The sequence below is a fragment of the Mycobacterium paraintracellulare genome (assembly GCF_000276825.1).
GTDB lineage: Bacteria > Actinomycetota > Actinomycetes > Mycobacteriales > Mycobacteriaceae > Mycobacterium > Mycobacterium intracellulare.
The window spans coordinates 5,176,805-5,200,224 of sequence record NC_016948.1; the positions used below are offsets into that span (position 1 = coordinate 5,176,805).

The window sequence follows — 23,420 nt, forward strand, 5'->3', positions numbered from 1 at the left end:
ATTCCCGAATCACAGCGTTTCGTCCAGCTCGCCGAGCCGGTCGGTCAGCCGCAGGTTCTCCGAGTAGTCGACCGGGCAGCTGATCAACGAGACGCCCTCGTCGTCGAGCGCGGCGCGCAGCGTCGGGAGCAGTTCGTCGGCATGAGTGATCCGATATCCCTTGGCGCCGAAGCTTTCCGCGTACGTCACCACGTCCGGGTTGTTGAATTTCACGTAGTAGTGCGCCCCGAGTTCGAGATCCATCTTCCATTCGATGAGGCCGTACCCGCCGTCCTCCCAGATCAGCACGACCAGCGGTATCCGCTCGCGCACGGCGGTCTCGATCTCCTGCGAGTTCATCAGGAACGCGCCGTCGCCGACGACGGCCAGCACCTTGGACTCCGGCTGCGCCAGCTTGACGCCGAGCGCCCCGGGAAGGGCGAAGCTCATGGTGGACAGGCCGTTTGAGATCAGGCAGGTGTTCTTTTCGTACGTCGGGTAGAGCCGGGCCATCCACATCTTGGTGGCGCCGGTGTCGACCAGGACGACGTCGCTGCGGCCCAGCGCCGCGCGGGTGTCGGCGACCACCCGCGCCGGCGCCAGCGGGTAGCGCGAATCCTGTTGCCCCCGGGCGAATTCCTCGGCGAGCAGGCCCGACCCGGGCACGTCGGCGGCGTGGCTGAAGCTGTGACCGGACAGCGCGTCGGTGAGGGCGTTCAGCGAATCGCTGATGTCCCCGATGATCCCCACGTCGACCGAGTAGTGCGCGTCGACCTCGGCGGGGAACCGGTGAATGTGGATGATCTTCTTATCGGCCTGGGGGTTGATGCGGACCGGGTCGAATTCCTGCAACTCGTAGCCGACGGCGATGACGACGTCGGCGTTGTCGAACCCGAAGTTGACGTAGTCGTGCCGCATGAAGCCCAGCGTGCCGATGCTGTTGCGGTGGTCGTCGGGCATGACGCCCTTGCCGTGGAAGGTGTTGGCCACCTGGATGCCGAACTCGTCGGAGAAGCGCACCAGGGCTTTGGTGGCGTCGGCGCGCGCGGCGCCGTGCCCGGCCAGCACCACCGGGCGCTTGGCGTTGCGCAGGATTGCGACGGCGCGTTCCACCTGGCGGGGCGCCGGAGCGTCGGGGCGCACGACGTTGCGCGGCAACGGCCCCAGGTCGTAATCCTTCTCGTCGGCGTCGATGTGCTCGGGCACCGCGAGATAGACCGCGGCCGGGCGTTCGGACTCGGCGAGCTTGAACGCTTTGCGCACCATCTCGGGGATGGCGCGCGGGGTCGGGATGCCGGCCGCCCACCGGGTGATCGGGGCGAACATCGACACCAGGTCGACGTATTGGTGTGACTCCTTGAACTCCCGGTCGTGGCCCACCTGCGCGGAGATGGCGACAAGCGGGGTGCTGTTGGTGGTGGCGTCGGCGACGCCGAGCTGCATGTTGATCGCGCCGGGCCCCAGGGTGGCCGACACCACCGCCGCCCGGCCGGTGACCCGGCCGTACATCTCGGCCATGAAGGACGCGGCCTGTTCGTGCCGGGTGAGCACGTAGCGGATGGGCGACGCCGCCAGGGCCTGCACGAATCGGATGTTCTCCTCGCCGGGCACCCCGAACACGACGGAAACGCCCTCGTTTTCCAGGCACTTGACGATCAACTCGGCGGCTCTGCTCATCCGGCACCTCCCTTGAAGGAACGATAGTGGCAGGGTGGGTGTTGGACTTTTCAGCTACTCATCCGATGAAGGAGGGCCAGGTGCCCATCGCCACCATTAACCCGGCTACCGGCGAGACGGTGAAGACCTTCACCCCGGCCACCGATCAAGAAGTCGATGCCGCGATCGCCCGTGCCTACGAACGCTTCCTCGACTACCGCCACAACACCACGTTTGCCCAGCGCGCGGGGTGGGCAAACGCCACCGCCGACCTGCTGGAAGCGGAGGCCGACGACGTCGCCGCCATGATGACGCTGGAGATGGGCAAGACCCTGAAATCGGCCAAGGCCGAGGTGTTGAAGTGCGCCAAGGGTTTTCGGTACTACGCCGAGCACGCCGAGCAGCTGCTCGCCGACGAGCCGGCCGACGCCAAGGCGGTGGGCGCGAAGAAGGCCTACATCCGCTACCAACCGCTCGGCGTCGTGCTGGCGGTGATGCCCTGGAACTTCCCGCTGTGGCAGGCCGTGCGGTTCGCCGCCCCGGCGCTGATGGCCGGCAACGTCGGGATCCTCAAGCACGCCTCGAACGTCCCCCAGAGCGCGCTGTACCTTTCCGACGTCATCACCCGCGGGGGCTTCCCCGAGGGCTGCTTCCAGACCCTGCTGGTCTCCTCGGGCGCCGTCGAGCGCATCCTGCGCGACCCGCGCGTCGCGGCGGCCACCCTGACCGGTAGCGAGCCGGCCGGCCAATCGGTGGCGGCCATCGCCGGCGACGAGATCAAGCCGACCGTGCTCGAGCTCGGCGGCAGCGACCCGTTCATCGTGATGCCCTCGGCGGACCTGGACGAGGCCGCCAAGACCGCGGTCACCGCACGGGTGCAGAACAACGGCCAATCCTGCATCGCCGCAAAGCGGTTCATCGTCCACACCGACATCTACGACGCGTTCGTCGACAAGTTCACCGAGCGCATGCAGGCGCTCACCGTCGGCGACCCGACCGACCCCGACACCGACGTGGGCCCGCTGGCCACCGAGTCCGGCCGCGACGAGATCGCCAAGCAGGTCGACGACGCCGCCGCCGCGGGCGCCACCATCCGCCTCGGCGGCAAGCCCATCGACGGGCCGGGGTGGTTCTACCCGCCCACGGTGGTCACCGACATCACCAAGGACATGGCCCTCTACACCGAGGAGGTGTTCGGGCCCGTCGCGTCGATGTACCGGGCGGCCGACATCGACGAGGCCATCGAGATCGCCAACGCCACCACGTTCGGCCTGGGGTCCAACGCCTGGACCAACGACGAGGCCGAGCAGCAGCGCTTCATCGACGACATCGAGGCCGGCCAGGTCTTCATCAACGGGATGACGGTGTCCTACCCCGAGCTGGGGTTCGGCGGCGTCAAACGGTCCGGCTACGGACGCGAACTCGCGGGCCTGGGCATCCGCGCGTTCGTCAACGCCAAGACCGTCTGGGTCGGCGAATCCGAAAGCGGCTCCTCGTCGGGCGACGACAAGGTCGAGTGAGCTGCTAGGCCGACGCGCCCGCCAGCGCCTTTTCGTCCTCGTCGGCGAACGTGTCCTCGAGCTGCAGCGGCGAGTAGTCCAGGTCGATCTCGCCGAGCGGCCGGCCGCGGGCGCTGGAGATGGTGCCGAACCGCCGCATCCCCTTGTCGGAGGCGTACTGCATGAACTCGTCGACGGACAGGCCGAACGGCATCGGGTCGTAGAGGGCGAAGCCCTCCTCGATCAGCCGCAGCCCGAGGGGCATGAGTTCGTTCATGCGCGTTTCGAAGACGCCCCAGTTGGCGTCGTCGGCGGCCACGTGGCGACGGCAGGTGAAGGTGCCCCACGCCATGTGGCGGCGCTCGTCGTCGCCGATCCGCCGGACCAGCTCCTGCATGCCGGGCAGGATGCCGCGTTCCACGCAGATCTTGTGCCAGCCGAAGTAGCCGGTCAGCGCCAGCATGCCTTCGACCATGTGGTTGTAGGTCACCGACGCCCGCACCTGGGCGGCCGGCGACCGATCGAGCGTCAGCGCGTTCAGACACGCCGGCAGTTCCTCGTAGAAGATGGTGCGGTAGGTCGGGACGTCGTCGAGGAAGTAGTGCAGGTCCTCGGTGATGCCGACGGCGTCGAGCCACATGCGGAACACCTGGACGTGCTTGGCTTCCTCGAAGGCGAACTGCGTCAGGTACATCTCGTCACCCAGCCGGCCTTCGGCCCGCATCGCGGCCATGAACGGCTGGATGTCCTGGGTCACCGATTCCTCGCCGGCGATGAACTCGGCGCACAACCGCGTCGCATAGCTGCGTTCGTCCTCGGTGAGGCGTTCCCAGTCCTCCCGGTCGCGGGAGAAGTCGATGTCGGCCGGATTCCAGAATTTCGCGTTGCCGCCCGCAAACAGCTTGAGCGGCAAGCTATCCCAGTTGAGACCGCCCTCGGCCATCGAGGCGATTCGGGTTCGATTCATGAGACCTCCTCAGATCGTTGGGGGGCTGAGTTGACGGAGGAGTCCGCCGAGAATGCCGCGGCCAGCACGCCGACGAGCCGGCGCACGGCCAGCGCCGGCTGCTCGGGGGTGGGCTCGTCGAGCCCGAGGATCGGGTCCAGCCCGCGCATGTAGGGCGCCAGCGCCAGGTGCGGAAAGATCAACAGCAGCAACGACAACAGCGCGTCGGTGTCCGACTCGGCGCGCAGGTCGCCGCGCACGTGCGCGTCGCGGACCAGCGGGCGCATCACTTCCAGGTAGTGGCGGTGGATGACGTTCTGCACGCTGACGCGGGCCTCGGTGTCGACTTCGAGGGTCGCCGCGGCGTGCAGCGCGCGCTCGTGCGGGTGGTCGGCAAAGTAGGCCACCCAGGTGTCGAGCCAGTCGGTCAGAAACTCGAAGAAGGGCCGGCTCGGGTCGAGTTCGCGGATGCGGCCCTCCATGTAGGCCCGCACCCGCTGGCTGGCGATGTCGGCGATGAATGCGTACAGGTCGCGCTTGTCGGCGAAGTACTGGAACAGGCTGCCCTTGGCGACGCCCGCTCGGCGCGCGATGACGTTGAGGCTGCCACGGGAGAAGCCGTGCGCCCCGAATTCCGCCTCCGCGGCTTCGATGATCGCGGCGCGACGAGCGGGGTCGACGCGCGCCCAGGTGACCGTCGGCAATGCTGGCTCCTCGCTTCGATGACCACTGGTCATATTACGGTGACCTGCGTCACAGTCAAGGGGTCGGGTCCAGCCGCCTCGCCGAGTGCCCGGCGGCCTGGGCGCTCGAATCCCAACGCCCGCCCGGCCGGGGGCTCGGTGAGCGAACTTCAGGCGGGGGTTTGCTTGCCGACGGTGACGGCAGAGTCACGTCCGGCGCCGGGCGTGACGGCACAGTCACGCCCGGGTGCCGAAGGCAACGAACCTAGGGGCGCATCTGGTAGGCGCCACTGAGCGGAAGGACGTGCTCCTTCCAGATCTGCGCGTACCGCGACGGGTCGTGGACGGGGCGACGGATCATCCGCATCGCGTAGCGCGCCTGGGCGTCCGTCGTCGCGGGCTTGTCGCTCAGCTCCACGGCGTAGGCGTTGAAGTCGCGGACCAGCACGGCGAAGATCTCGTCGAGCAATCCCTCGTCGACACCCGAGAGCCCGGCCTCCTCCAAGATGAGCTGGGCGTAGGGCACCGTGGCGAACAGCTGACCGACGGCGAACGCGAAGTCGATGTCCTTCTGCTGCGCGGCATCCGGGGTGGCGCTGGCCAGCATCTCGGCCAGCACGTCGACCTGCGAGCGCAGCAGCGCGACGTTGGGCAGGTGGCCGAAGCTCTCGAACGGCGCGCGCCAGTCGTGGAAGCGCACCTTGCCCAGGCCGCCCGTCGGGCCCTGCGCGAACAGGAAGGTGTCGTCGGCGGCGTCATCCCGGCGGCCGATCGACGGCAGCGCGTCGTTGGGGGCGAACAGGAAGTTGGGCATGAACTTGCCCAGCAGCCCGATGTTGATGTGGACGGTGCCCTCCAGCCGGGGCAGCAGGCCGATTTCGCGGGCCATGGCCTCGAAGATGGTGTCCTTCTCGACGCCCTTGGCGGCGATGACGTCCCACAGCGCGGTGATGACGCGCTCGCCCTCGCTGGTGATCTTGGCCTTGGTGAGCGGGCTGTACAGCAGGTAGCGGCGGTCGTCGGTTGACGCGCTGCGCATGTAGTCGCAGGCGCGGGTGGCGACCAGCCGCATCGCGACCAGCCGCGCATACGCGTCGGTGAGCAGCCGCCGCACATGCGTGAAGTCGGTGACGACGGTCCCATACAGGATGCGATTGGACGCGTGGGTGACCGCCTCGTACATCGCGTGGGTACACATGCCGACCGCGCCCCATCCGAGGTTGTACTTGCAGACGTTGACGGTGTTGAGCGCGGCGTGGAACGCCTCGGGGCCGCGGTGCAGGATGTCGGCCTCGGTCACCGGGTAGTCGCGCAGCGCGTAATTGGCGACGTAGTTCTGCGAGTTCACCACGTTCTTGATCAGCTGATAGCGCTCGTGCTGGGAGTCGGCGGCGAAGAACACGTACTCGGCGTCGTTCTTCGAGGCGCCGGCGAACTTGCCGAAGGTGGAGACCATCCGGGCCACGTTGGCGTTGCCGATGTAGTACTTCTCCCCATTGGCGACCCAGCCCCCGCCGGAGGGCGTCAGGTTCATGTCGGTCTGGTAGACGTCGGCGCCGTGCGTCTGCTCCGACAGGCCGAACGCGAACACCTCGCCGGCCTCGAGCAACCCGGCGGCCTTGCGCTTGGCGTCGGAGTTGGCGCTCATCCAGATCGGGCCCAAACCCAGGGCGGTGACCTGGAAGGGGTACCAGTAGTTGAGCCCGTAGAAGCCGACGATCTCGGCGAACGCGCTGATCCGGTAGGTGTCCCAGCGGCAGTCGGGGGCACCGTAGGCCGACGGCGTCAGCAGCGACGCGAAGATGCGCTCCCGACCGATGTGGTCCAAAAACTCGGAGTACCAGACCCTTTCGTGGTCGTCAGACTTCAACCGCGCCTTGCCCCGGGACTCGAAGAAGTCGACCGTGGCGGCCATGATCTCCGCCGAGCGGCGGTCCGGGTACTGGCGTTGCAGGTGATTGGGGTTGAGCAACATGGCGGGACTCCCAGCGGTTCTCGACGCAGACGAGGGTGACGGTACTGCAACGGCGCGCCCGTCGGGGCACTTGTGCGCAGGAGGCCGTCGAGCCGGCGGCACCCGGCGTCATCGTCGAGCAGGCGCCCGAAACACTGACGGTGAGTCGAATCGCGGCATGCACAGCCGGTCGACCGACCCGCCGCGGCTGACCAGCGCAGCGGTATGACGATCCGAGAGCAGGGCATAGTCCGCGATCGGCGTGGTGCTCACGGCTTTTGCCACCGGTCGGGATCGGCCTCCAAGGCGCCGCGATCCCAGCGGCCGAGGTCCGCGGCGGCCGCGTAAGTCGTTTGCAGGAACTGCAGTAAATCCCCGTCGGGATCCTCGGCAATGCGCACCGCCTCGTAGGGCAGGACGAATTCACCGTGGTCTGCACTGAAATGCGCCGCAGCGGGCGCTATCGGGTAGTCGGCGTAGCCGTCCGGTTGCGGGTAGGCGTAGGAGTAGAAAGCGCCTTCCTCACCGCCGCCGGGCCAGAAGCCGCAGCTGCTCAATTCGTGCGAATAACCCTCGACCATCACCCAGTCGCCGCAGTTCGGTGCGCCGCCGGGATGTTTGGGCGCCGGCCTCCCGGAAAACCGTGTACACGCCAGATCCATTGCCCCCCAGAAGAAATGCACCGGGCTGACCTTGCCGATGAACGATGCGCGAAACTGGCTCATCACCCGGTGCGCCTGCAGGAGTTGCCGCCAGAACAAGCGCGCGGCGTCGGAATCATAGGAGGCGTGCTGATGGTCCTCGGCGAACCGGATGGCCGGATCCACCTCGTTGGGGCTGGCGCTGATGCGTGTCGCGACCCCCAAATCGTCCAGGGCCGACATGGTTTCGTCGTAGAACTGCGCCACCGGTTTGGCCGTCAACGGCACCGAGACTTGTCGCCCGTCGCTGTGACGAATCCGCAGCACGGCGTCGATGACGTCGAATTCTATGTCAAACACCCCGGTTTCGTGGGGTATCGCGCCCGTGGTCAATCCGCGCGGGCTCACGTACAGCGTCACCTGCCACCAGTGGTTGACCATCGGCGTGCGCACCATGCGGACCTTGCCGACGATCTGGGTCCACATGTGCAGCGTTTCGCGAGTCGGAGTCCAGTCGTCGACCCGTAGCGACGGCCATCGATCGGTCCCGGTTGCGGCGTCCATGTCGGCTCCCCTTGTATGCGGCTCAGTTCGCGGGTACCCGCCGCAGCTGCCCGCTACCAGAACGGGAACGTGCCGCACGTTTCTGCGGTCATCCGATGCGTCATATCCACTGGTACGGCCGGTGCACGAGCGATGCGCGGAGGTAAGGTCCTCGAACCCGTCGAATTCAGGCGGCCGGAGCTCTAGCATCGGATGCGTGTCGCGACTGAATACCGCACGTGGACCGATTGATACCAGCGACCTCGGCGTCACGCTCATGCATGAGCACGTGTTCATCATGACCACCGAGATCGCCGAGAACTATCCCGAAGCCTGGGGCGACGAAGAACGGCGGGTGGCCGACGCCATCGACAGGCTCAACGAGCTCAAGGCCCGCGGCGTGGACACCATCGTCGACCTCACGGTGATCGGTTTGGGCCGGTACATCCCGCGGATCGCCCGCGTCGCGGCGGCCACCGAGCTGAATATCGTTGTGGCGACCGGGCTTTACACCTACAACGACGTGCCGTTCCGGTTCCACTACGAGGGCCCCGGCGGATTGCTGGGCGGCCCGGAGATCATGACCGAGATGTTCGTCCGCGACATCGAGCAGGGCATCGCCGACACCGGCATCAAGGCCGGAATCCTCAAGTGCGCCACCGACGAGCCCGGCATCACCCCCGGCGTCGAGCGGGTGCTGCGCGCCGTCGCCCAGGCGCACAAACGCACCGGGGTGCCGATCTCCACGCACACCCACGCCGGACTGCGACGCGGCCTCGAGCAGCAACGCATCTTCGAGGAGGAGGGCGTCGACCTGACCCGGGTGGTGATCGGCCATTCCGGCGACAGCACCGACATCGGCTACCTCGAGGAGTTGATCTCCGCCGGCTCCTACCTCGGCATGGATCGGTTCGGCCTCGACGTGATCTCGCCGTTCGAGGAGCGGGTGCGGATCGTGGCGGAGATGTGCGAGCGTGGGCACGCCGACAGGATGGTGCTCTCCCACGACGCCAACTGCTACTTCGACGCGCTCCCCGAAGAGCTGGTGCCGCAGATGGCCCCGAACTGGCATTACCTGCACATCCACAACGACGTCATCCCCGCGCTCAAGGAGCGCGGCGTCACCGACGAGCAGCTGCACACCATGCTGGTCGACAATCCGCGCCGCATCTTCGAGCGTCAGGGTGGCTATGAGTGAGCCGGTCCCGCCGATCGGCACCCAGATTTCGCAGCTAGCCCAACTCGCCCCCGACGAGCCCGCCGTCACCTGTGACGGGGTGACCCTGACCCGGGCCGAGCTCGACCGCTCGACGAATAGGTTGGCCCGGGCCTACGCAGAGCGGGGCGTGGGCGTCGGCGACTACGTGACCATGGTGCTGCCGAACTCGATCGAGTGGATCCAGGCCGCCGTGGCCTGCTGGAAGCTGGGCGCGGTGCCCCAGCCGCTGTCGGCTCGGCTGCCCGACGCGGAGTTGGCGGGCCTGCTCGAATTGCGGCCACCGGCCTTGTTGGTGGGGCGCGATCATGTCGAATTCCCCTGCGTGCCAGCGGGTTTCGTGCCCGATCCGGCGCTGCCGGACGGCGCGCTGCCCGAGGCGGTGTCGCCGGTGTGGAAGGCGATGGGATCCGGCGGCAGCACCGGGCGGCCCAAGCTGATCGAATCCGGCGGCGACAGCCGGATACCGCCGCTGATCGGCTACCCGCTGGGCGCCCAGGAGGGCGACACCACGCTGGTGCCGGTGCCGCTGAGCCACAACACGGGCTTCACCACCGCCACCATCGCCCTGCTGATGCGCCATCACCTGGTGCTGATGAGCCGGTTCGATCCGGTTCAGTTCCTCCGGCTGATCACCGATCATCGCGTCACGTTCCTGACGACGGTGCCGACGATCATGCAGCGGACGCTGCCGGTCTATCACGCCGACCCCGCCTCGTACGACCTGTCGTCGCTGCGACGGTTCTGGCACCTGGGGGCGCCGTGCCCGCCGGCCATCAAGCAGGCCTGGATCGACCTGCTGGGCCCGGAGAAAGTGTGGGAACTCTACGGCGGCACCGAATTACAGGCGCTGACCTTCATCTCCGGCGACCAGTGGCTGGCGCACCGGGGTTCGGTGGGCGTGGTCGTCGCCGGCGAGATGAAGGTGCTCGACGACGACGGCAACCCGTGCCCGCCCGGCGTGGTCGGCGAGATCTACATGCGGCCCGGGCCAGACAGCGCGCCCACCTACCGCTACGTCGGCGCCACGGCGAAAAGCCGCGACGGCTGGGACTCGCTGGGCGACCTCGGGTATTTCGACGACGACGGCTTCCTGTACCTGTCGGACCGGCGGGTCGACATGTTCACCGTCGGCGGCCGCAACGTCTACCCCGCCGAAATCGAGAACGCGCTGTCGGCGCACCCGGACGTGTTGTCGTGTCTGGTCGTCGGAGTTCCGCACGGGGACCTGGGCCAGGTGCCCTACGCCCTGGTGCACACGGCCGACGGCTCCACCCTGGATTCCGTTGGCGTGCAGGCGTTCCTGCGCGAACACCTGGCGGCGTACAAGGTTCCACCCAGCCCCGACTTCATCGAACTCGTCAACACCCCGTTGCGTGACGACGCCGGCAAGGCCCGCCGCTCGGCGGTGCGGGACCGGATCCTGCAGCGGCTCCAGACCGCGGAAGCCGGCTGACCCGACACCTTCGAAATCGGCGGCAAGCCACTCGATATGAGGCGGCGGGGGGCGCTCGAGAGCAAGAAGTGATACTTGTCGAGTCCTGTCATCACCGGGTAATGGAGAACGATGCCGCCTAAGTCACCGTCATCGACCCCGAAACTGCCGCCCGCCCGGGTGGCTCGCGCGGTCGAACGAGTCCGTCATCATGTGGGGCGGCTATACCTGCGCCTGGCTCCCCCGCCGATCGCGGTCATCGACATCATCTTCGGCGCCTTTCTGTCGCAGGCCATCTCGGCATCCGCGCAGCTGGGTATCGCCGACGAGCTGGCCGCGGGCCCGCTGACCAAGGAGGAACTGGCGGGGCGCATCGGGGCCGACCCGGACAGCGTGGCGCGGCTGATGCGGTTGCTGATCAGCCGCGGCGTGTTTCGCAGGCGCCGCGACGGCCGTTTCGCACTGAACGCGCTGGCCGACACCTTGCGCACCGATTCGCCGGTCTCGACGCGTGGGGCCGCCCTGCTTTTCGGTTCGCCGCAGCACCGGGCGAACTGGACGCGGCTGGCCGACGCGGTGCGCACCGGAGAGCCGAACCCCCCGAAAGTGTTCGGTAAGGACTTCTTCGACTATCTCCGCGACGACCCCGAGTTCGCGGAGATCTTCAACAGCGCCATGACCTCCACGTCGTCGGTGCTGGAGGCGGCGGTGGTCGCGGCCTACGACTTCACCCAATTCGGTGTCATCGCCGACATCGGTGGCGGCCACGGCCGGCTACTCTCGTCGATTCTCGCCGCCGCCCCCGATGCCCGCGGCGTGCTGTTCGACCTCCCCGAGGCGGTCGAGGGGGCGCCACCGGTGTTGACCGGGCACGGTGTCGCCGACCGAGTCACCGTGACGGGCGGGTCGTTCTTCGAAAGCGTGCCGGCCGCTGACGCCTATGTGATGAAGAACGTCATCCACGACTGGCCCGATGACAAGGCCGTCGCGATCCTGGGCACCGTCAAAGCCGCGGCCCCTCCGGGCGCGACGCTGCTGCTGCTGGAGATGGTCGTCCCCGATCACGACCGCGAATTCCTCGGCCACTACGCCGATATGGAGATGCTGGTAATGGCGGGCGCACTGGAACGCAGCCTCACGCAGTGGACCGACCTACTCCGGCAGGGCGGCTTCCGGCTGCAGCGCGTGGTGCAGACGGCAGGGCCGCTCTGCGTCATCGAAGCCGTGCCCAGCTAGCGGTATGTCATGCCAATAGCACCAGCAGACGTCTAGGTGGACACCGGAAAGTCTTGGCCCTCGCGGACATCGGCCTCGGTCGCGCCGACGTGATACACCTCGAACGCCTTGGCCGACAATGCCGGCCAGCGGTGCGGTCGGTTGGGCGAGAAATCGGTCATGAGTTCGACGACCCCATGAGGCGATGCCGTTGTCAAGTCGAAGTCGAATCTCGTGCGCACCCCGACGAACGTATCAGCCTGTCAGCGCCGGTGAACCTGCCCTTCGGTTGGCGCTGACGCGCTGGAAACGATAGACGGACCGCAGCGGCTAGGGCGCGATCGCGTCCGCCTCCGCATCGACGGCCTGCGCGGAATCTGCGGGTCGCTCGCGTTTCTCCCAGCGCCGCAAGGCTTCTCGGCAGGGCGACTCCACCAGCGCGTAGCTGACGGCGGCGATCGCGAACCCGAAGACCAGGGTCAGCACCAACACCGTCGGCATGTTGCCGGTGAACGGAAACGTCCCGACGACCGGAAACACCATGGCCAGCGCGGCCAGGTGCCAGATGAACAGGCCGTAGGACCAGCGGCCCAGGGTGACCATGGCGGTGGTCCCCAAGAGCCGGTGCGGCGTGTCCGGCCGGTCCAGCACCAGCGGCGCGACCAACGCGAAGGCCACCAGCGCGCCCATCGCGGTCTTCACCGCGAACTGCGCGGGCTTGCCGGGCACCAGACCCTCCGGCCCGGCCAGCGGCGAGGCCGCGACCAGGTAGGCCGCCGCCGCGACGACGGCCATCACCAGGCGGTGACGCGCGATGCGGTGCGGGAACCCGACGCCGCTGTGGACCCACTCGGCCAGCAGCATGCCGGCGGCGAACCAGGAGAAGAACGCCGGCGGCCAGTTGAGCGGGTTGACGCCCTCGGCCGCGTGGCCCGGCACCCAGCCCCACGCCCAGCTCAGCGCCCCCAGCGCGGCGATCGCTGGCACCCGCGCGCGCACCGGGAGCCGGCGGGCCAGCAGCGCGAGCACCGGCAGCGCCAGATAGAAGCTGACCTCGACGGACAGGCTCCACATCTGGGTCAGCCCGCCGGTCAGCGTGAGCGGCACATAGATCTGGGTGAGCGTCAGGTTGGCCAGCCACACCGTCGGGCTGGCGTGGTCGGCGTCGGGCAGCAGCGTCAGGATCACCACGACCGCCACCAGGTAAGCGGGCATGATGCGCACGACCCTGGACCGCAGGTAGTGGCCGGTGCGGGGGCGGGGTCCCAGATCCCTTGCCGCCCCGGCGTGTCCGCGCCACAGCAAGAAACCCGACAGCGCGAAGAACACCGCGACGGCGAGGTCGAACCGGCCGAACAGCCGGCCGGAGGCGCCGCTGGAGTGCCCGGTCTGGAAGGCGACGTGGGTGACCACCACGCCCATCGCCGCGCAGGCGCGCATCCCTTCCACCGCCGGCAGGAAGCTGCGCACCCCGCCCACCCGCTGGTCGTCGCTCACCACCACAGTGTGCCCGTGCTGGGTTGCCCGGCGAATGGGTACACCCGAAGGACCCGCCCGCGCGAGCATCAGGTTCGTAAGCCGCCGCCTTACTTTCTGCTGTTAGGGTCAAACGAGTTTGCCCCGGGCTGCTCGCTCGGGTCGGGTCGCGGCTGAGAAATGCAAGGACATGAGGAGGGCACAGCGACGTGAACCGAGCAGTCATGTTGCGGTTCGCCGCATGCGGGATCATCGGACTCGGAGCCGCCCTGCTGATCGCCGCGCTGCTGTTGTCGACGTACACCACCAGCAGGATCACCAAGGTCCCCCTGGACCTCGACGCCACGCTGGTCGGCGACGGCACCGGGACGGCGCTGGACTCCGCGTCGTTGTCCACCGACCACGTCGTCGTCAACCAGAACGTGCCGCTGGTCTCCCAGCAGCAGATCAGCGTCGAGTCGCCCGCCAACGCCGACGTGGTCACCCTGCAGGTCGGAAGTTCGTTGCGGCGCACGGACAAGCAGAAGGACAGCGGGCTGCTGCTGGCAATCGTCGACACCGTCACGCTCAACCGCAAGACCGCGCTGGCCGTCTCCGACGACACCCACACCGGCGGCTCGGTCCAGAAGCCGCGCGCCGTGAACGACGAGAACCCGCCCACGGCGATGCCCCTGCGGCACGACGGGCTGTCGTACCGGTTTCCGTTCCACACCGAGAAGAAGACCTATCCCTACTTCGATCCGATCGCCCAGAAGCCGTTCGACGTCAACTACGACACCGAGGAAGACGTCAACGGGCTGACCACCTACAAGTTCACCCAGAACGTCGGCTACAACGCCGACGGCAAGCTGGTGGCCCCGGTGGCGTACCCGTCGCTGCTGGCCGGCAACGAGGACGCCAAGCAGACCACGTCGGCGTCGATGTGGGGCGTCCAGGGCGGCGATCCGAACGAACAGATCACCATGACCCGCTACTACGCGGCGCAGCGCACGTTCTGGGTGGACCCGGTGTCGGGCACCATCGTCAAGCAGACCGTGCACGCCGACCACTACTTCGCCCGGGACCCGCTCAAGCCGGAGCTCACGCTGGCCGACTACAAGGTCACCTCGAACGAGGACACCGTCGAATCCCAGGTCAACGCCGCCCGCGACGAGCGCGACCGGCTGGCGCTGTGGTCGCGGGTGCTGCCCATCACGTTCACCGCGGTCGGGCTGATCGCGCTGGTCGGCGGGGGGCTGCTCGCCTCGTTCAGCCTGCGCAGCGAGAGCGCGCTGACCGACCCCGGCCTGGATCGCGGCGATCAGGACTTCTTCGGCCGCAGCGGCCTCGAGGAGCCGGTGCCCGGGGCCGAGGCCGAGACGGAGAAGCTGCCCACCCAGCGTCCCGATCTGCGCCAGGAGTCCGGTGGGGATCCGCCCGGCTCGGCCGGCTCGCCTGGGGCCCCCGGACCGTCCGGCCCGGACGAGCCCACCGAGGCGGGCCCCACCGAGTCCAACCCGCCCGGCCCGCACGACCGCGAATAGCCCGGCCCGGATGCGGTAGCCGTGCGCTGGACCCGACCCGGGTACGCACTGGTCCTGGCGCTGCTGGTGGTCGGGCCGCTGCTGGCCCCGGGGTACCTGCTGCTGCGTGACGCCGTCTCGACGCCGCGGTCATACCTGTCCGACACCGCCCTGGGGTTGACCTCGGCGCCGCGCGCCACCCCCCAGGATTTCGCGGTGGCGCTCGCCTCGCATGTGGTCGACGGCGGCATCGTGGTCAAAGCGCTGCTCGTGGTGGGGTTGTGGCTGGCGGGCTGGGGCGCGGCCCGGCTCGTCGAGGTGGCCCTGCCGCCTGCGGGCGCGCCCGGGCAGTTCGTCGCGATCACGCTGGCGATCTGGAATCCCTATGTCGCCGAACGACTTCTGCAGGGCCATTGGAGCCTGCTGGTCGGCTACGGCTGCCTGCCCTGGGTGGCGACGGCCATGCTGACGTTGCGCGCGGGATCCGGCTCGCTGTTCGGGCTGGCCTTCTGGATCGCGCTGGCCGGTCTGACCCCGACCGGGCTGCTGTTGGCCGCGACGGTGGCGCTGGTCTGCGTGGCCGCCCCGGGTGACGGCACGGCCGGGCCCTGGCCGCGCCGGTGGTGCGCCGCGGCGGCGCTGGGCGTCGCGCTGGTGGCCGCGCTGCCGTGGTTGGTCGCGTCGGCGCTGGGCGCTTCGCTGACCGCCCACACCGCGGCGAACCGGCTGGGGGTCGAGGCGTTCGCGCCGCGCGCCGAGCCCGGCCTGGGCACGCTCGCCAGCCTGGCCAGCCTCGGCGGAATCTGGAACGGCGACGCCGTACCCGCTTCGCGCGCCACGCTTTTCGCGGTGTCCTCGGCCGTGGTGCTGCTCGGGATCGTGGCGGCGGGCCTGCCGGCGGTCGCCCGCCGGTCGGTGGCGGTTCCGCTGCTGGTGCTGGCCGCGGTGTCGGTGCTGGTTCCCGCGGCGCTGGCCACCGGGCCGGGCCTGCACCTGCTGGGCGCGGTGGTCGACGCCGTGCCGGGATTCGGCGTGCTGCGCGACGGGCAGAAGTGGGTGGCGCTCGCCGTGCCCGGCTACACGGTGGCGGGCGCCGGCGCGGTGGTGACGTTGCGACGGCGGACGCCGCCGCCTGCGGACGTTGCGGCGGCGCTCGTCTGCTGCCTGGCGCTGCTCCTGGCGCTGCCCGACCTGGCCTGGGGGGTGTGGGGCAAGGTGTCGCCGGTGCACTACCCGCACGGCTGGACCGCCGTCGCCGCGGCGATCAACGCACGGCCGGCCGCGGTGGCGGTATTGCCGGCCGGGACGATGCGGCTCTTCTTCTGGTCGGGCGCCGCGCCGGTGCTGGACCCGCTGCCGCGCTGGGTGCGCGCCGAGGTGCTGAGCAGCGGCGACCTGGTGATTTCGGGGTCCACCATCGCAGGCGAGGGCGCGCACGCCCGCGAAGTGCAGCGGCTGCTTCTGGCCGGGCCCGATCCGTCGGCGCTGGCGGCGGCGGGCGTGGGATGGCTGGTGGTGGAATCGGACAGCGCCGGCGACATGGGGGCGGCCGCCCGCACCCTGGGCGCGCTGGCGCCGGTCTACCGGGACGACGCGATCGCGCTCTACCGGGTCGGCGGGCAAAGCGCCGGGGTGTCGGCCGATCGCCGGGCGGCGACGGTGATCGCCCATGCGGCGTGGCTGGCGTTGTTGGTCGCGGGCGGCGCCGGCGCGGGAATCGGCGCGTGGCGGCGCCGCGCCTCGGTCAGCCCCGCCCGGTGACTAGTCCGTGCACCGTGCGGCCGCAGTGCACCGCGTCCAGCACGCCGCGCATCGCGTCGGCGCTTTGCGCCCAGGAGAACTCGCCGCTGCGGGTGTGCGCCTTGGCGCCGAGTTGGTCGCGCAGCACCGGATCGGCGAGCAGTTCCTCGAGACGGTCCACCAGCTCGGCGTGGGTGTCCACCAAGATCCCGGTCACCTCGTCGACGATAGAGTCCGACAGGCCGCCCGAGGACCGGTAGCCGATGGTCGGCACCGAGTGCTGGGCCGCCTCGATGACCGCCAGCCCCCAGCCCTCCTTGCGCGAGGGCAGCACGTGCACCCAAGCCGCTTGCAGCACATGGTGTTTCGTCACGTCGTCGACGTGACCGTGGAACGTCACCGCGGCGCAGATGCCGAGCCGTCGCGCGTGCTCGACGAGCCGCTCGCGCCACCAGCCGTCCCCGACGATGTCGAGATGCAGGCCCGGCGTCCGCGGCAGCAGCGCCGCGACCGCTTCGAGCGCGTCCTCGATCTGCTTGTGGGGCACCAGCCGCGACAACACGACCACGCGCGGCGCGGCCGCGCGCGGGCCCGACAACGATTGCGCCGGCGCCAGATCCAGGCCGTTGCGCACCACCGCGATCTGCGCGCCATTGACGCCCAGGGTGACCAGGTCCCGCGCGGACGGCAGCGACACCGTCACGTACTGGTTGCGCCGGTTCACCCGGGGCGACAGCGTCGACTCGACGAACCAGCCGAGCCGGCCGAGCACCGGGCCGGCCACCGGCCACTGCTGGCGGTGGCAGTGATGCACCAGCACCACCACGCGGCGGCCGTAGACCAGCCGCGCCAGAAAGGGCAACCCGTTCTGGGTGTCGACGACCACGTCGGGCCGCACCTTGCGCAGCGGGCCCACCCCGAGCCGGGCCGCCGCCATCGCCAGCAACGCCCAGACGTACACCGAGTACCGGCCACCGGCGCGGTCGATCCGCACGCCGTCGACGACTTCGCGGCGCGCCGCGCCGGGATAGCGGGCGGTGCGCAGCGTGACGTCGATCCCCGAGGCGGCCAGCTGCGCACCGATGCGCTGCAGATAGGCTTCGCTGCCGCCGCCCTGCGGGTGCCCGGTATCGCGCCAGCACAGCAGCAGGACCGAGCGCAGAGCAGACATCACCGGTCAGCCTAATGGGAATCGGTCGGCGCGCCATGCGGGACCGCTAGCGCCGCACCCGCCCTTCCTGCCGGGCGCGACGGCGCACCCACCGGATCAGTTCGATGATCCCGGCCAGCGCCAGCGCCGTCCCGAACGCCACCGCGAACGCCGCGACCGTGTTATCGGCGAACGCGTTGCCGCCGATGTAGCCGATCAGGGTGTTGAGCGTCGCCCACACCACGGCGCCGATCGCGTCGAACACCACGAACTGGCGATAGGGGAAGTCCAGCACGCCGCAGGCGATGGTGGTGGCCGTGCGGCCCCCGGGCAGGAACCGGGCCACGATCACCAGCGGGCCCCCGTGCCGCTCCAGTTCCCGGTGGGCCCAGTCCAGGCTGCGCTGTCCCTTCTCGCCGCGGGTGATCCAGCGGCGGGCGAAGTCGTCGGCCGAGTGGCCGATCGCGTACGCGAGGTTGTCGCCGACGAACGCGCCGATGGCCGCCATGACGATCACCCAGCCCAGCAGCATCGAACCGTTGGCCGCAAGGATGCCGCCGGTCAGCAGCGCCGTCTCGCTCGGCAACAGGGGGAGGATGGCGTCGAAAGTGCACGAGGCCAGGATCAGCGGATACGCCCACCACGAGTTGCCGAGCGCATCAAGCAGGGAATCGAACACTAGAGCGCAACACTACACAGCGCGCGCCGGCGGCCGGCTTCTCAGGAGGTCAGGCCCATCCTGACGAACGGCTCGGCCTCGCCGCGGCCGACGGCTTCGTCGTGCTTGGCGGCCGCGCGGTCGAACAGGTCGATCAGCGCCGGCTCGTCGCGGACCAGCTGGCGGTACTTGGGACCGAGCGCGAGGATCTGGTCGCGCTCGTCCAGCAGCTTGCGGAAGATGCGCTCGCGTTCGCCCGCGTCGTGGGTGTATTCGGAGTCGAGATAGGCCGTCGCGTGCCGCCGGGCGCCGGCGATGGCCGTCCGGGCCTTGCCCATGGGGCTCAGCAACGAGGCGACGACGGTGACGACCAGAACGCCGACGATCACGGCCAGCGACAGGTAGGTGCTGATCTCGACCAGCGAGACCGGCTCGCCGTCGTTGATGAAGGGGACGTTGTTCTCGTGCAGCGCATGCAGGATCAGCTTGACGCCGATGAAGCCCAGAATCGCCCCGAGGCCGTACGAGAGGTAGACCAGCCGGTCCAGCAGGCCCTCGATGAGGAAGTACAGCTGGCGCAGGCCCAGCAGCGAGAAGGCCGTCGCGGTGAACACGATGTAGACGTTCTGGGTGAGGCCGAAGATCGCCGGGATCGAGTCGAGCGCGAAGAAGATGTCCGTTCCACCGATGGCCACCATGACCAGCAGCATCGGCGTCATCGCGCGCCGGCCATCCACCATCGTGAACAACCTGTCGTCGTCATAGTGCTCGGTGGTGTGCAGGACCTTCTTCGCGATCCGGATGACGACGTTGTCGGCCTTGTGGGATTCCTCGCGCTCGTCGGGCCGCAGCACGCCGCCGGCGGCGAGCAGCAGGATCAGCCCGAACAGGTAGAAGACCCATGCGAACGTGTTGATCAGCGTGGCGCCCAGAAAGATGAAGCCGGTCCGCGCGATCAGCGAGAAGACGATCCCGAACAGCAGCACCTTCTGCTGATCCTCGCGCGGCACCCGGAAGCTGGCCATGATCATCAAGAAGACGAACAGGTTGTCGACCGAGAGCGCCTTCTCGGTGACGTACCCGGCGAAGTATTCCGGGCCCTCCTCGTGGCCTCCGAACGCGAGCAGGCCGACGCCGAACAGCAGCGCGATGCCGACGTAGGCCATCGACCACAGCGCGGCCTCCCGCAGCGTCGGGGCGTGCGCCTTGCGGACATGGAAGAAGAAGTCGAAGGCCAACAGCCCGACGATGGCCAAGACGGTCAGGGCCCACACCCAATCGGGAACATCCATTTCGCTGCCTGAGCCACCTTCGTCGGAGCCGTCGTCTGGGTCTTCGTCGCTTCCGTACCCTCTTTGCCGCCACACTATGTGCGCGCCCGGTTGCGCGCCCGGCCGTAGGGTTGGCCGGTGGCCGTGACCGACCTCTTCGCTCGCCGGGCGACGCTGGCCCGCTCGGTGCGGTTGCTGTCGGAGTTTCGCTACGAGCAGACCGATCCCGCCCGCTTCTACGGCGCGCTGGCCGCCGACACCGTGGCGATGGTGAGCGACCTGTGGCGCGCCGCCCACGCGGACTCCCCCGCCGGCCGCACGCTGCTCGACGTCGGCGGCGGGCCGGGCTTCTTCGCGACGGCCTTCGCCCGCGCCGGACTCGACTACGTCGGCGTCGAGCCCGACCCGGGCGAGATGCACGCGGCCGGACCCGCCGACGCGGCGGCCGGGGGAACCTTCGTGCGCGCGTCGGGCATGGCGCTGCCGTTCGCCGACGATTCGGTGGACATCTGCCTGTCGTCCAACGTCGCCGAACACGTGCCGCGGCCCTGGCAACTCGGCGCCGAGATGCTGCGAGTGACCCGGCCCGGCGGGCTGGCCGTGCTGTCCTACACGGTCTGGCTGGGCCCGTTCGGCGGACACGAGATGGGCCTGACCCACTACCTGGGGGGCGAGCGCGCCGCGGCGCGCTACGCGCGCAAGCACGGCCATCCCGCCAAAAACAACTACGGGTCGTCGTTGTTCGAGGTGTCGGCGGCCGACGGCCTGACGTGGGCCGCGAACACCGGCGCCGCGCTGGCCGCATTTCCCCGCTACCACCCGCGATGGGCGTGGTGGCTGACGGGCGTGCCGGTGCTGCGCGAGTTCCTGGTGAGCAATCTGGTGCTGGTCCTGCAACCCCAAGAGTGAAACGTGTTCTCGTTTTGCCCTGGCTTGGGTAGGGTGGCGCGCATGCCCGCCGACGACGATGACAGGGCAGTGCGATCTGAACAAGCAGGAGGAGTGGCGGAAGATGACAGACGCTAAGACCGAATACGACAAGCTTTTCATCGGCGGCAAGTGGACGGAACCGTCGACCTCCGAGGTGATCGAGGTGACCTGTCCGGCCACCGGTGACTACGTCGGCAAGGTGCCGCTGGCCGCCGCGGCCGACGTCGACGCCGCCGTCGCCGCGGCCCGCGCGGCCTTCGACAACGGCCCGTGGCCGACCACGCCGCCGAAGGAGCGCGCCGCCGTCATCGCCAACGCGCTCAAGGTGATGGAGGAGCGCAAGGACCTGTTCACCCAGCTGCTCGCGGCCGAGACCGGCCAGCCGCCGACGACCGTCGAAACGATGCACTGGATGAGCTCGATCGGGGCGCTGAACTTCTTCGCCGGCCCGGCCGTCGACCAGGTCAAGTGGAAAGAGGTCCGCACCGGCGGCTACGGGCAGAGCATCGTCCACCGCGAGCCGATCGGTGTGGTGGGCGCGATCGTGGCCTGGAACGTGCCGCTGTTTTTGGCGGTCAACAAGCTGGGCCCGGCGCTGCTGGCCGGCTGCACGGTGGTGCTCAAGCCGGCGGCCGAAACACCGCTGAGCGCAAACGCTTTGGCGGAGGCCTTCGCCGAGGCGGGGCTGCCCGATGGCGTGCTGTCGGTGGTGCCCGGCGGGATCGAGACCGGGCAGGCGCTGACCTCCAACCCGGACGTCGACATCTTCTCCTTCACCGGCAGCTCGGCGGTGGGCAAGGAGATCGGCCGTCGCGCCGCCGACATGCTCAAGCCGTGCACCCTGGAGCTGGGCGGGAAGTCGGCGGCCATCGTCCTCGACGACGTCGACCTGCCTTCGGCGATCCCGATGCTGGTGTTCTCCGGGATCATGAACACCGGGCAGGCCTGCGTGGCCCAGACCCGCATCCTGGCTCCGCGCTCGCGGTACGACGAAATCGTGGACGCGGTAAGCACTTTCGTGCAGGCGCTGCCGGTGGGCCTGCCGTCGGACCCGGCCGCCCAGATCGGTTCGCTGATCTCGGAGAAGCAGCGGGCCCGGGTGGAGGGCTACATCGCCAAGGGCATCGAGGAGGGTGCGCGGCTGGTGTGCGGCGGCGGCCGTCCCGAGGGCCTCGACGGCGGCTTCTTCGTGCAGCCGACGGTGTTCGCCGACGTCGACAACAAGATGACGATCGCCCAGGAGGAGATCTTCGGGCCGGTGCTCTCGATCATCCCCTACGACACCGAGGAGGATGCGATCAAGATCGCCAACGACTCGGTGTACGGGCTGGCCGGCAGCGTGTGGACCGCCGACGTGCAGCGGGGCATCGAGGTCTCGGAGAAGATCCGCACCGGGACGTACGCGATCAACTGGTACGCGTTCGACCCGTGCTGCCCGTTCGGCGGCTACAAGAACTCCGGCATCGGCCGCGAGAACGGACCCGAGGGCGTCGAGCACTTCACCCAGCAGAAGAGCGTGCTGATGCCGATGGGCCACACGATCGAAAGCTAAATCCCGCGTCGAACGTGCACGCAGGGCGAGATATCTGCCGATTTTTCGCCGTGGGTGCGCGTTCGGCGTTTGGGGGGCCGTCCCTGGCCGCGTTCTAGCGGTTATGCAATAGAGCATATTTTCGGCCGGTTCACGCGGCCGCAAGTGCGGACCGCCGCGCCGACGCGCCCTGTTTGTGCGGCGTACGTCACATTTCGCCTGAGAAATTGCTTAATTTACGGATGTCTTATATGGTTCTTAGCATAATCAAGGGCCGCACACAGGCCGGGAGAACACCATGTGGATCATTGAGCTCAACGTCGCCGGCTATCAATTCACCCGCGAGATGCCAGAGTTGCGGCGCCGGACATTCCGCTTCAGCCCGCGTCATATGCACTGGCCGGCGCTGCGCCACTCGCACGCTGCATGACGCCAGCCTCGGGAGGTACGACAGTGCCGACTATCGGTGACGCCCCGACGAAGCGCGGGGACACCCGGACAAAAATGCTGGCCAGCGCCGCCGAGGTGATGCGTGAGCGCGGCGCCGCGGGCGTGACGATCGACGCGGTGCTCGCCCGCAGTGGCGCCCCGCGTGGCTCGGTCTACTACCACTTTCCCGACGGGCGCAATCAGATCCTGACCGAAGCGCTGCGCTACTCCGGCGACTCCATCACCGCCCTGATCGACGACGCCGCCGGGCGCGGCGCCCGGGAGTTGTTGGCCGAGTTCGTCGGGTACTGGGAGCGGCTGCTCACCGAGGGCGGCTTCACCGCCGGCTGCCCGGTGGTGGCGGCGGCGATCGGGTGTTCCGACGGTGACGGGCCCAAGCTCTCCACCGAGGCCGGCGCGATCCTGGGCCGCTGGTGCACCGCGCTCACCCGCGCGTTCGTCAATGACGGCTTCGACGACGCTGACGCCGCGTCGCTGGCCGTGATGTCGATCTCCGCGCTGGAGGGCGCCATCGTCCTGTCGCGGTCGACCCGCAACGCAGGCCCACTACACCAAGTGGGTGAGCAGCTCGAATTCCTGATCAAGGCAAAGGAATTCGTTCTCCGGAACAAGATCCCGGGCAAGCCTGCCGGCTCGCAGTGACGTCGTCAGTCGCTCGCGGGTAGCGGCTTGACCTCTTTGAGGTGCAGCGCGGTCTGCCCGATGCTCAGGCTTCCGGCGCCGGGCTTGGTCACCAGCACCTCGGCGCCGGATTCGTCCACGTAGCGCTTGCCCATGACCGTGCCGTCGGAGAACGCCGGGTCCAGTTCGCCCGAGCGCTCGGCGCCCACCGGCACCATCGGCGCACCGCCACACCGCAGGTCGTCGAGGCTGTCCGCGCTTCTGACGACGATCACCTGGGTGTCGCATACCTGGCTGGCGAGACGAGTTCCGTTCTTGATCATT

At 68.9% G+C, this 23,420-nt stretch carries 21 protein-coding genes; 10 read left to right on the forward strand and 11 right to left on the reverse strand.

Annotation, left to right across the window (positions count from 1 at the left end; all coding sequences use genetic code 11):
• Positions 1-9: 9 nt before the first annotated feature.
• Positions 10-1,656: an acetolactate synthase large subunit gene (locus OCQ_RS24100; protein ID WP_009957646.1), complete on the reverse strand. Its 1,647-nt coding sequence runs from the start codon at positions 1,654-1,656 to the stop codon at positions 10-12.
• Positions 1,657-1,736: 80 nt separating this feature from the next.
• Here OCQ_RS24100 and OCQ_RS24105 point away from each other — a divergent pair, with 80 nt between their 5' ends.
• The gene (locus tag OCQ_RS24105; protein ID WP_026071133.1) at positions 1,737-3,155 is read left to right on the forward strand and encodes an NADP-dependent succinic semialdehyde dehydrogenase; all 1,419 of its coding nucleotides are present in this window, start codon (positions 1,737-1,739) and stop codon (positions 3,153-3,155) included.
• A gap of 4 nt (positions 3,156-3,159) precedes the next feature.
• Here OCQ_RS24105 and OCQ_RS24110 read toward each other — a convergent pair whose 3' ends face one another.
• The 4 genes from OCQ_RS24110 to OCQ_RS24125 form a co-directional block, all read right to left on the reverse strand.
• On the reverse strand, positions 3,160-4,101 hold the full coding sequence (locus tag OCQ_RS24110; RefSeq protein WP_014385993.1) for a R2-like ligand-binding oxidase: 942 nt from the start codon (positions 4,099-4,101) through the stop codon (positions 3,160-3,162).
• The gene (locus OCQ_RS24115; protein WP_014385994.1) at positions 4,098-4,784 is read right to left on the reverse strand and encodes a TetR/AcrR family transcriptional regulator; all 687 of its coding nucleotides are present in this window, start codon (positions 4,782-4,784) and stop codon (positions 4,098-4,100) included. The genes OCQ_RS24110 and OCQ_RS24115 overlap by 4 nt, the downstream gene beginning before the upstream one ends.
• Positions 4,785-5,028: 244 nt before the next feature.
• Positions 5,029-6,738, reverse strand: a complete 1,710-nt coding sequence (locus OCQ_RS24120) for an acyl-CoA dehydrogenase (RefSeq protein WP_009957642.1) — start codon at positions 6,736-6,738, stop codon at positions 5,029-5,031.
• Positions 6,739-6,986: 248 nt separating this feature from the next.
• Complete coding sequence (locus OCQ_RS24125; RefSeq protein ID WP_009957641.1) at positions 6,987-7,922, reverse strand: DUF5996 family protein; 936 nt, start codon at positions 7,920-7,922, stop codon at positions 6,987-6,989.
• Positions 7,923-8,118: 196 nt separating this feature from the next.
• Here OCQ_RS24125 and OCQ_RS24130 point away from each other — a divergent pair, with 196 nt between their 5' ends.
• The 3 genes from OCQ_RS24130 to OCQ_RS24140 all read left to right on the forward strand — a co-directional run bounded on the left by OCQ_RS24130 (position 8,119) and on the right by OCQ_RS24140 (position 11,788).
• Positions 8,119-9,099: a phosphotriesterase family protein gene (locus OCQ_RS24130; protein ID WP_009957640.1), complete on the forward strand. Its 981-nt coding sequence runs from the start codon at positions 8,119-8,121 to the stop codon at positions 9,097-9,099.
• On the forward strand, positions 9,092-10,573 hold the full coding sequence (locus OCQ_RS24135) for an AMP-binding protein (RefSeq protein WP_009957639.1): 1,482 nt from the start codon (positions 9,092-9,094) through the stop codon (positions 10,571-10,573). The genes OCQ_RS24130 and OCQ_RS24135 overlap by 8 nt, the downstream gene beginning before the upstream one ends.
• Positions 10,574-10,765: 192 nt before the next feature.
• Positions 10,766-11,788: a methyltransferase gene (locus OCQ_RS24140; protein WP_014381408.1), complete on the forward strand. Its 1,023-nt coding sequence runs from the start codon at positions 10,766-10,768 to the stop codon at positions 11,786-11,788.
• Positions 11,789-11,820: 32 nt separating this feature from the next.
• Here the strand turns inward: OCQ_RS24140 and OCQ_RS27250 are convergent, their stop codons facing one another.
• A complete protein-coding gene (locus OCQ_RS27250) occupies positions 11,821-11,949 on the reverse strand; it encodes a hypothetical protein (RefSeq protein WP_009957638.1) in 129 nt (42 codons plus the stop codon).
• Between the two features lie 148 nt (positions 11,950-12,097).
• Positions 12,098-13,333, reverse strand: coding sequence for an acyltransferase family protein (locus OCQ_RS24145; protein WP_085977587.1), 1,236 nt, complete (start codon positions 13,331-13,333; stop codon positions 12,098-12,100).
• A gap of 119 nt (positions 13,334-13,452) precedes the next feature.
• Here OCQ_RS24145 and OCQ_RS24150 point away from each other — a divergent pair, with 119 nt between their 5' ends.
• Positions 13,453-14,766 carry a porin PorA family protein gene (locus OCQ_RS24150; protein ID WP_158020471.1) on the forward strand — a complete coding sequence of 438 codons (1,314 nt, stop codon included), beginning with the start codon at positions 13,453-13,455 and terminating at the stop codon, positions 14,764-14,766.
• Between the two features lie 21 nt (positions 14,767-14,787).
• The gene (locus OCQ_RS24155) at positions 14,788-16,506 is read left to right on the forward strand and encodes a hypothetical protein (RefSeq protein WP_008261839.1); all 1,719 of its coding nucleotides are present in this window, start codon (positions 14,788-14,790) and stop codon (positions 16,504-16,506) included.
• Here the strand turns inward: OCQ_RS24155 and OCQ_RS24160 are convergent.
• Genes OCQ_RS24160 through OCQ_RS24170 form a run of 3 tightly spaced genes read right to left on the reverse strand, consistent with a single transcriptional unit; the run spans position 16,490 to position 19,585 of the window.
• Positions 16,490-17,656 carry a glycosyltransferase family 4 protein gene (locus OCQ_RS24160; protein ID WP_008261840.1) on the reverse strand — a complete coding sequence of 389 codons (1,167 nt, stop codon included), beginning with the start codon at positions 17,654-17,656 and terminating at the stop codon, positions 16,490-16,492. The genes OCQ_RS24155 and OCQ_RS24160 overlap by 17 nt on opposite strands.
• Before the next feature lie 46 nt (positions 17,657-17,702).
• Positions 17,703-18,314, reverse strand: a complete 612-nt coding sequence (locus OCQ_RS24165) for a DedA family protein (RefSeq protein WP_008261841.1) — start codon at positions 18,312-18,314, stop codon at positions 17,703-17,705.
• Positions 18,315-18,355: 41 nt separating this feature from the next.
• On the reverse strand, positions 18,356-19,585 hold the full coding sequence (locus OCQ_RS24170) for a TerC family protein (RefSeq protein ID WP_008261842.1): 1,230 nt from the start codon (positions 19,583-19,585) through the stop codon (positions 18,356-18,358).
• A 117-nt stretch (positions 19,586-19,702) separates the two neighbouring features.
• Between OCQ_RS24170 and OCQ_RS24175 the strand changes: the two genes are divergently transcribed.
• The 4 genes from OCQ_RS24175 (at position 19,703) to OCQ_RS24185 (ending at position 23,117) form a co-directional block, all read left to right on the forward strand.
• A complete protein-coding gene (locus OCQ_RS24175; protein WP_008261844.1) occupies positions 19,703-20,473 on the forward strand; it encodes a class I SAM-dependent methyltransferase in 771 nt (256 codons plus the stop codon).
• Between the two features lie 103 nt (positions 20,474-20,576).
• A complete protein-coding gene (locus tag OCQ_RS24180) occupies positions 20,577-22,046 on the forward strand; it encodes an aldehyde dehydrogenase (RefSeq protein WP_008261845.1) in 1,470 nt (489 codons plus the stop codon).
• Positions 22,047-22,323: 277 nt separating this feature from the next.
• On the forward strand, positions 22,324-22,455 hold the full coding sequence (locus OCQ_RS27255; RefSeq protein WP_014381414.1) for a hypothetical protein: 132 nt from the start codon (positions 22,324-22,326) through the stop codon (positions 22,453-22,455).
• The gene (locus tag OCQ_RS24185; RefSeq protein ID WP_172417544.1) at positions 22,452-23,117 is read left to right on the forward strand and encodes a TetR/AcrR family transcriptional regulator; all 666 of its coding nucleotides are present in this window, start codon (positions 22,452-22,454) and stop codon (positions 23,115-23,117) included. Before OCQ_RS27255 ends, OCQ_RS24185 begins: the two co-directional genes overlap by 4 nt.
• 5 nt (positions 23,118-23,122) lie before the next feature.
• On the opposite strand, the gene OCQ_RS24190 is transcribed toward OCQ_RS24185, so the two are convergent.
• On the reverse strand, positions 23,123-23,419 hold the full coding sequence (locus OCQ_RS24190; RefSeq protein WP_008261847.1) for a hypothetical protein: 297 nt from the start codon (positions 23,417-23,419) through the stop codon (positions 23,123-23,125).
• Between the last annotated feature and the right edge of the window lies 1 nt (position 23,420).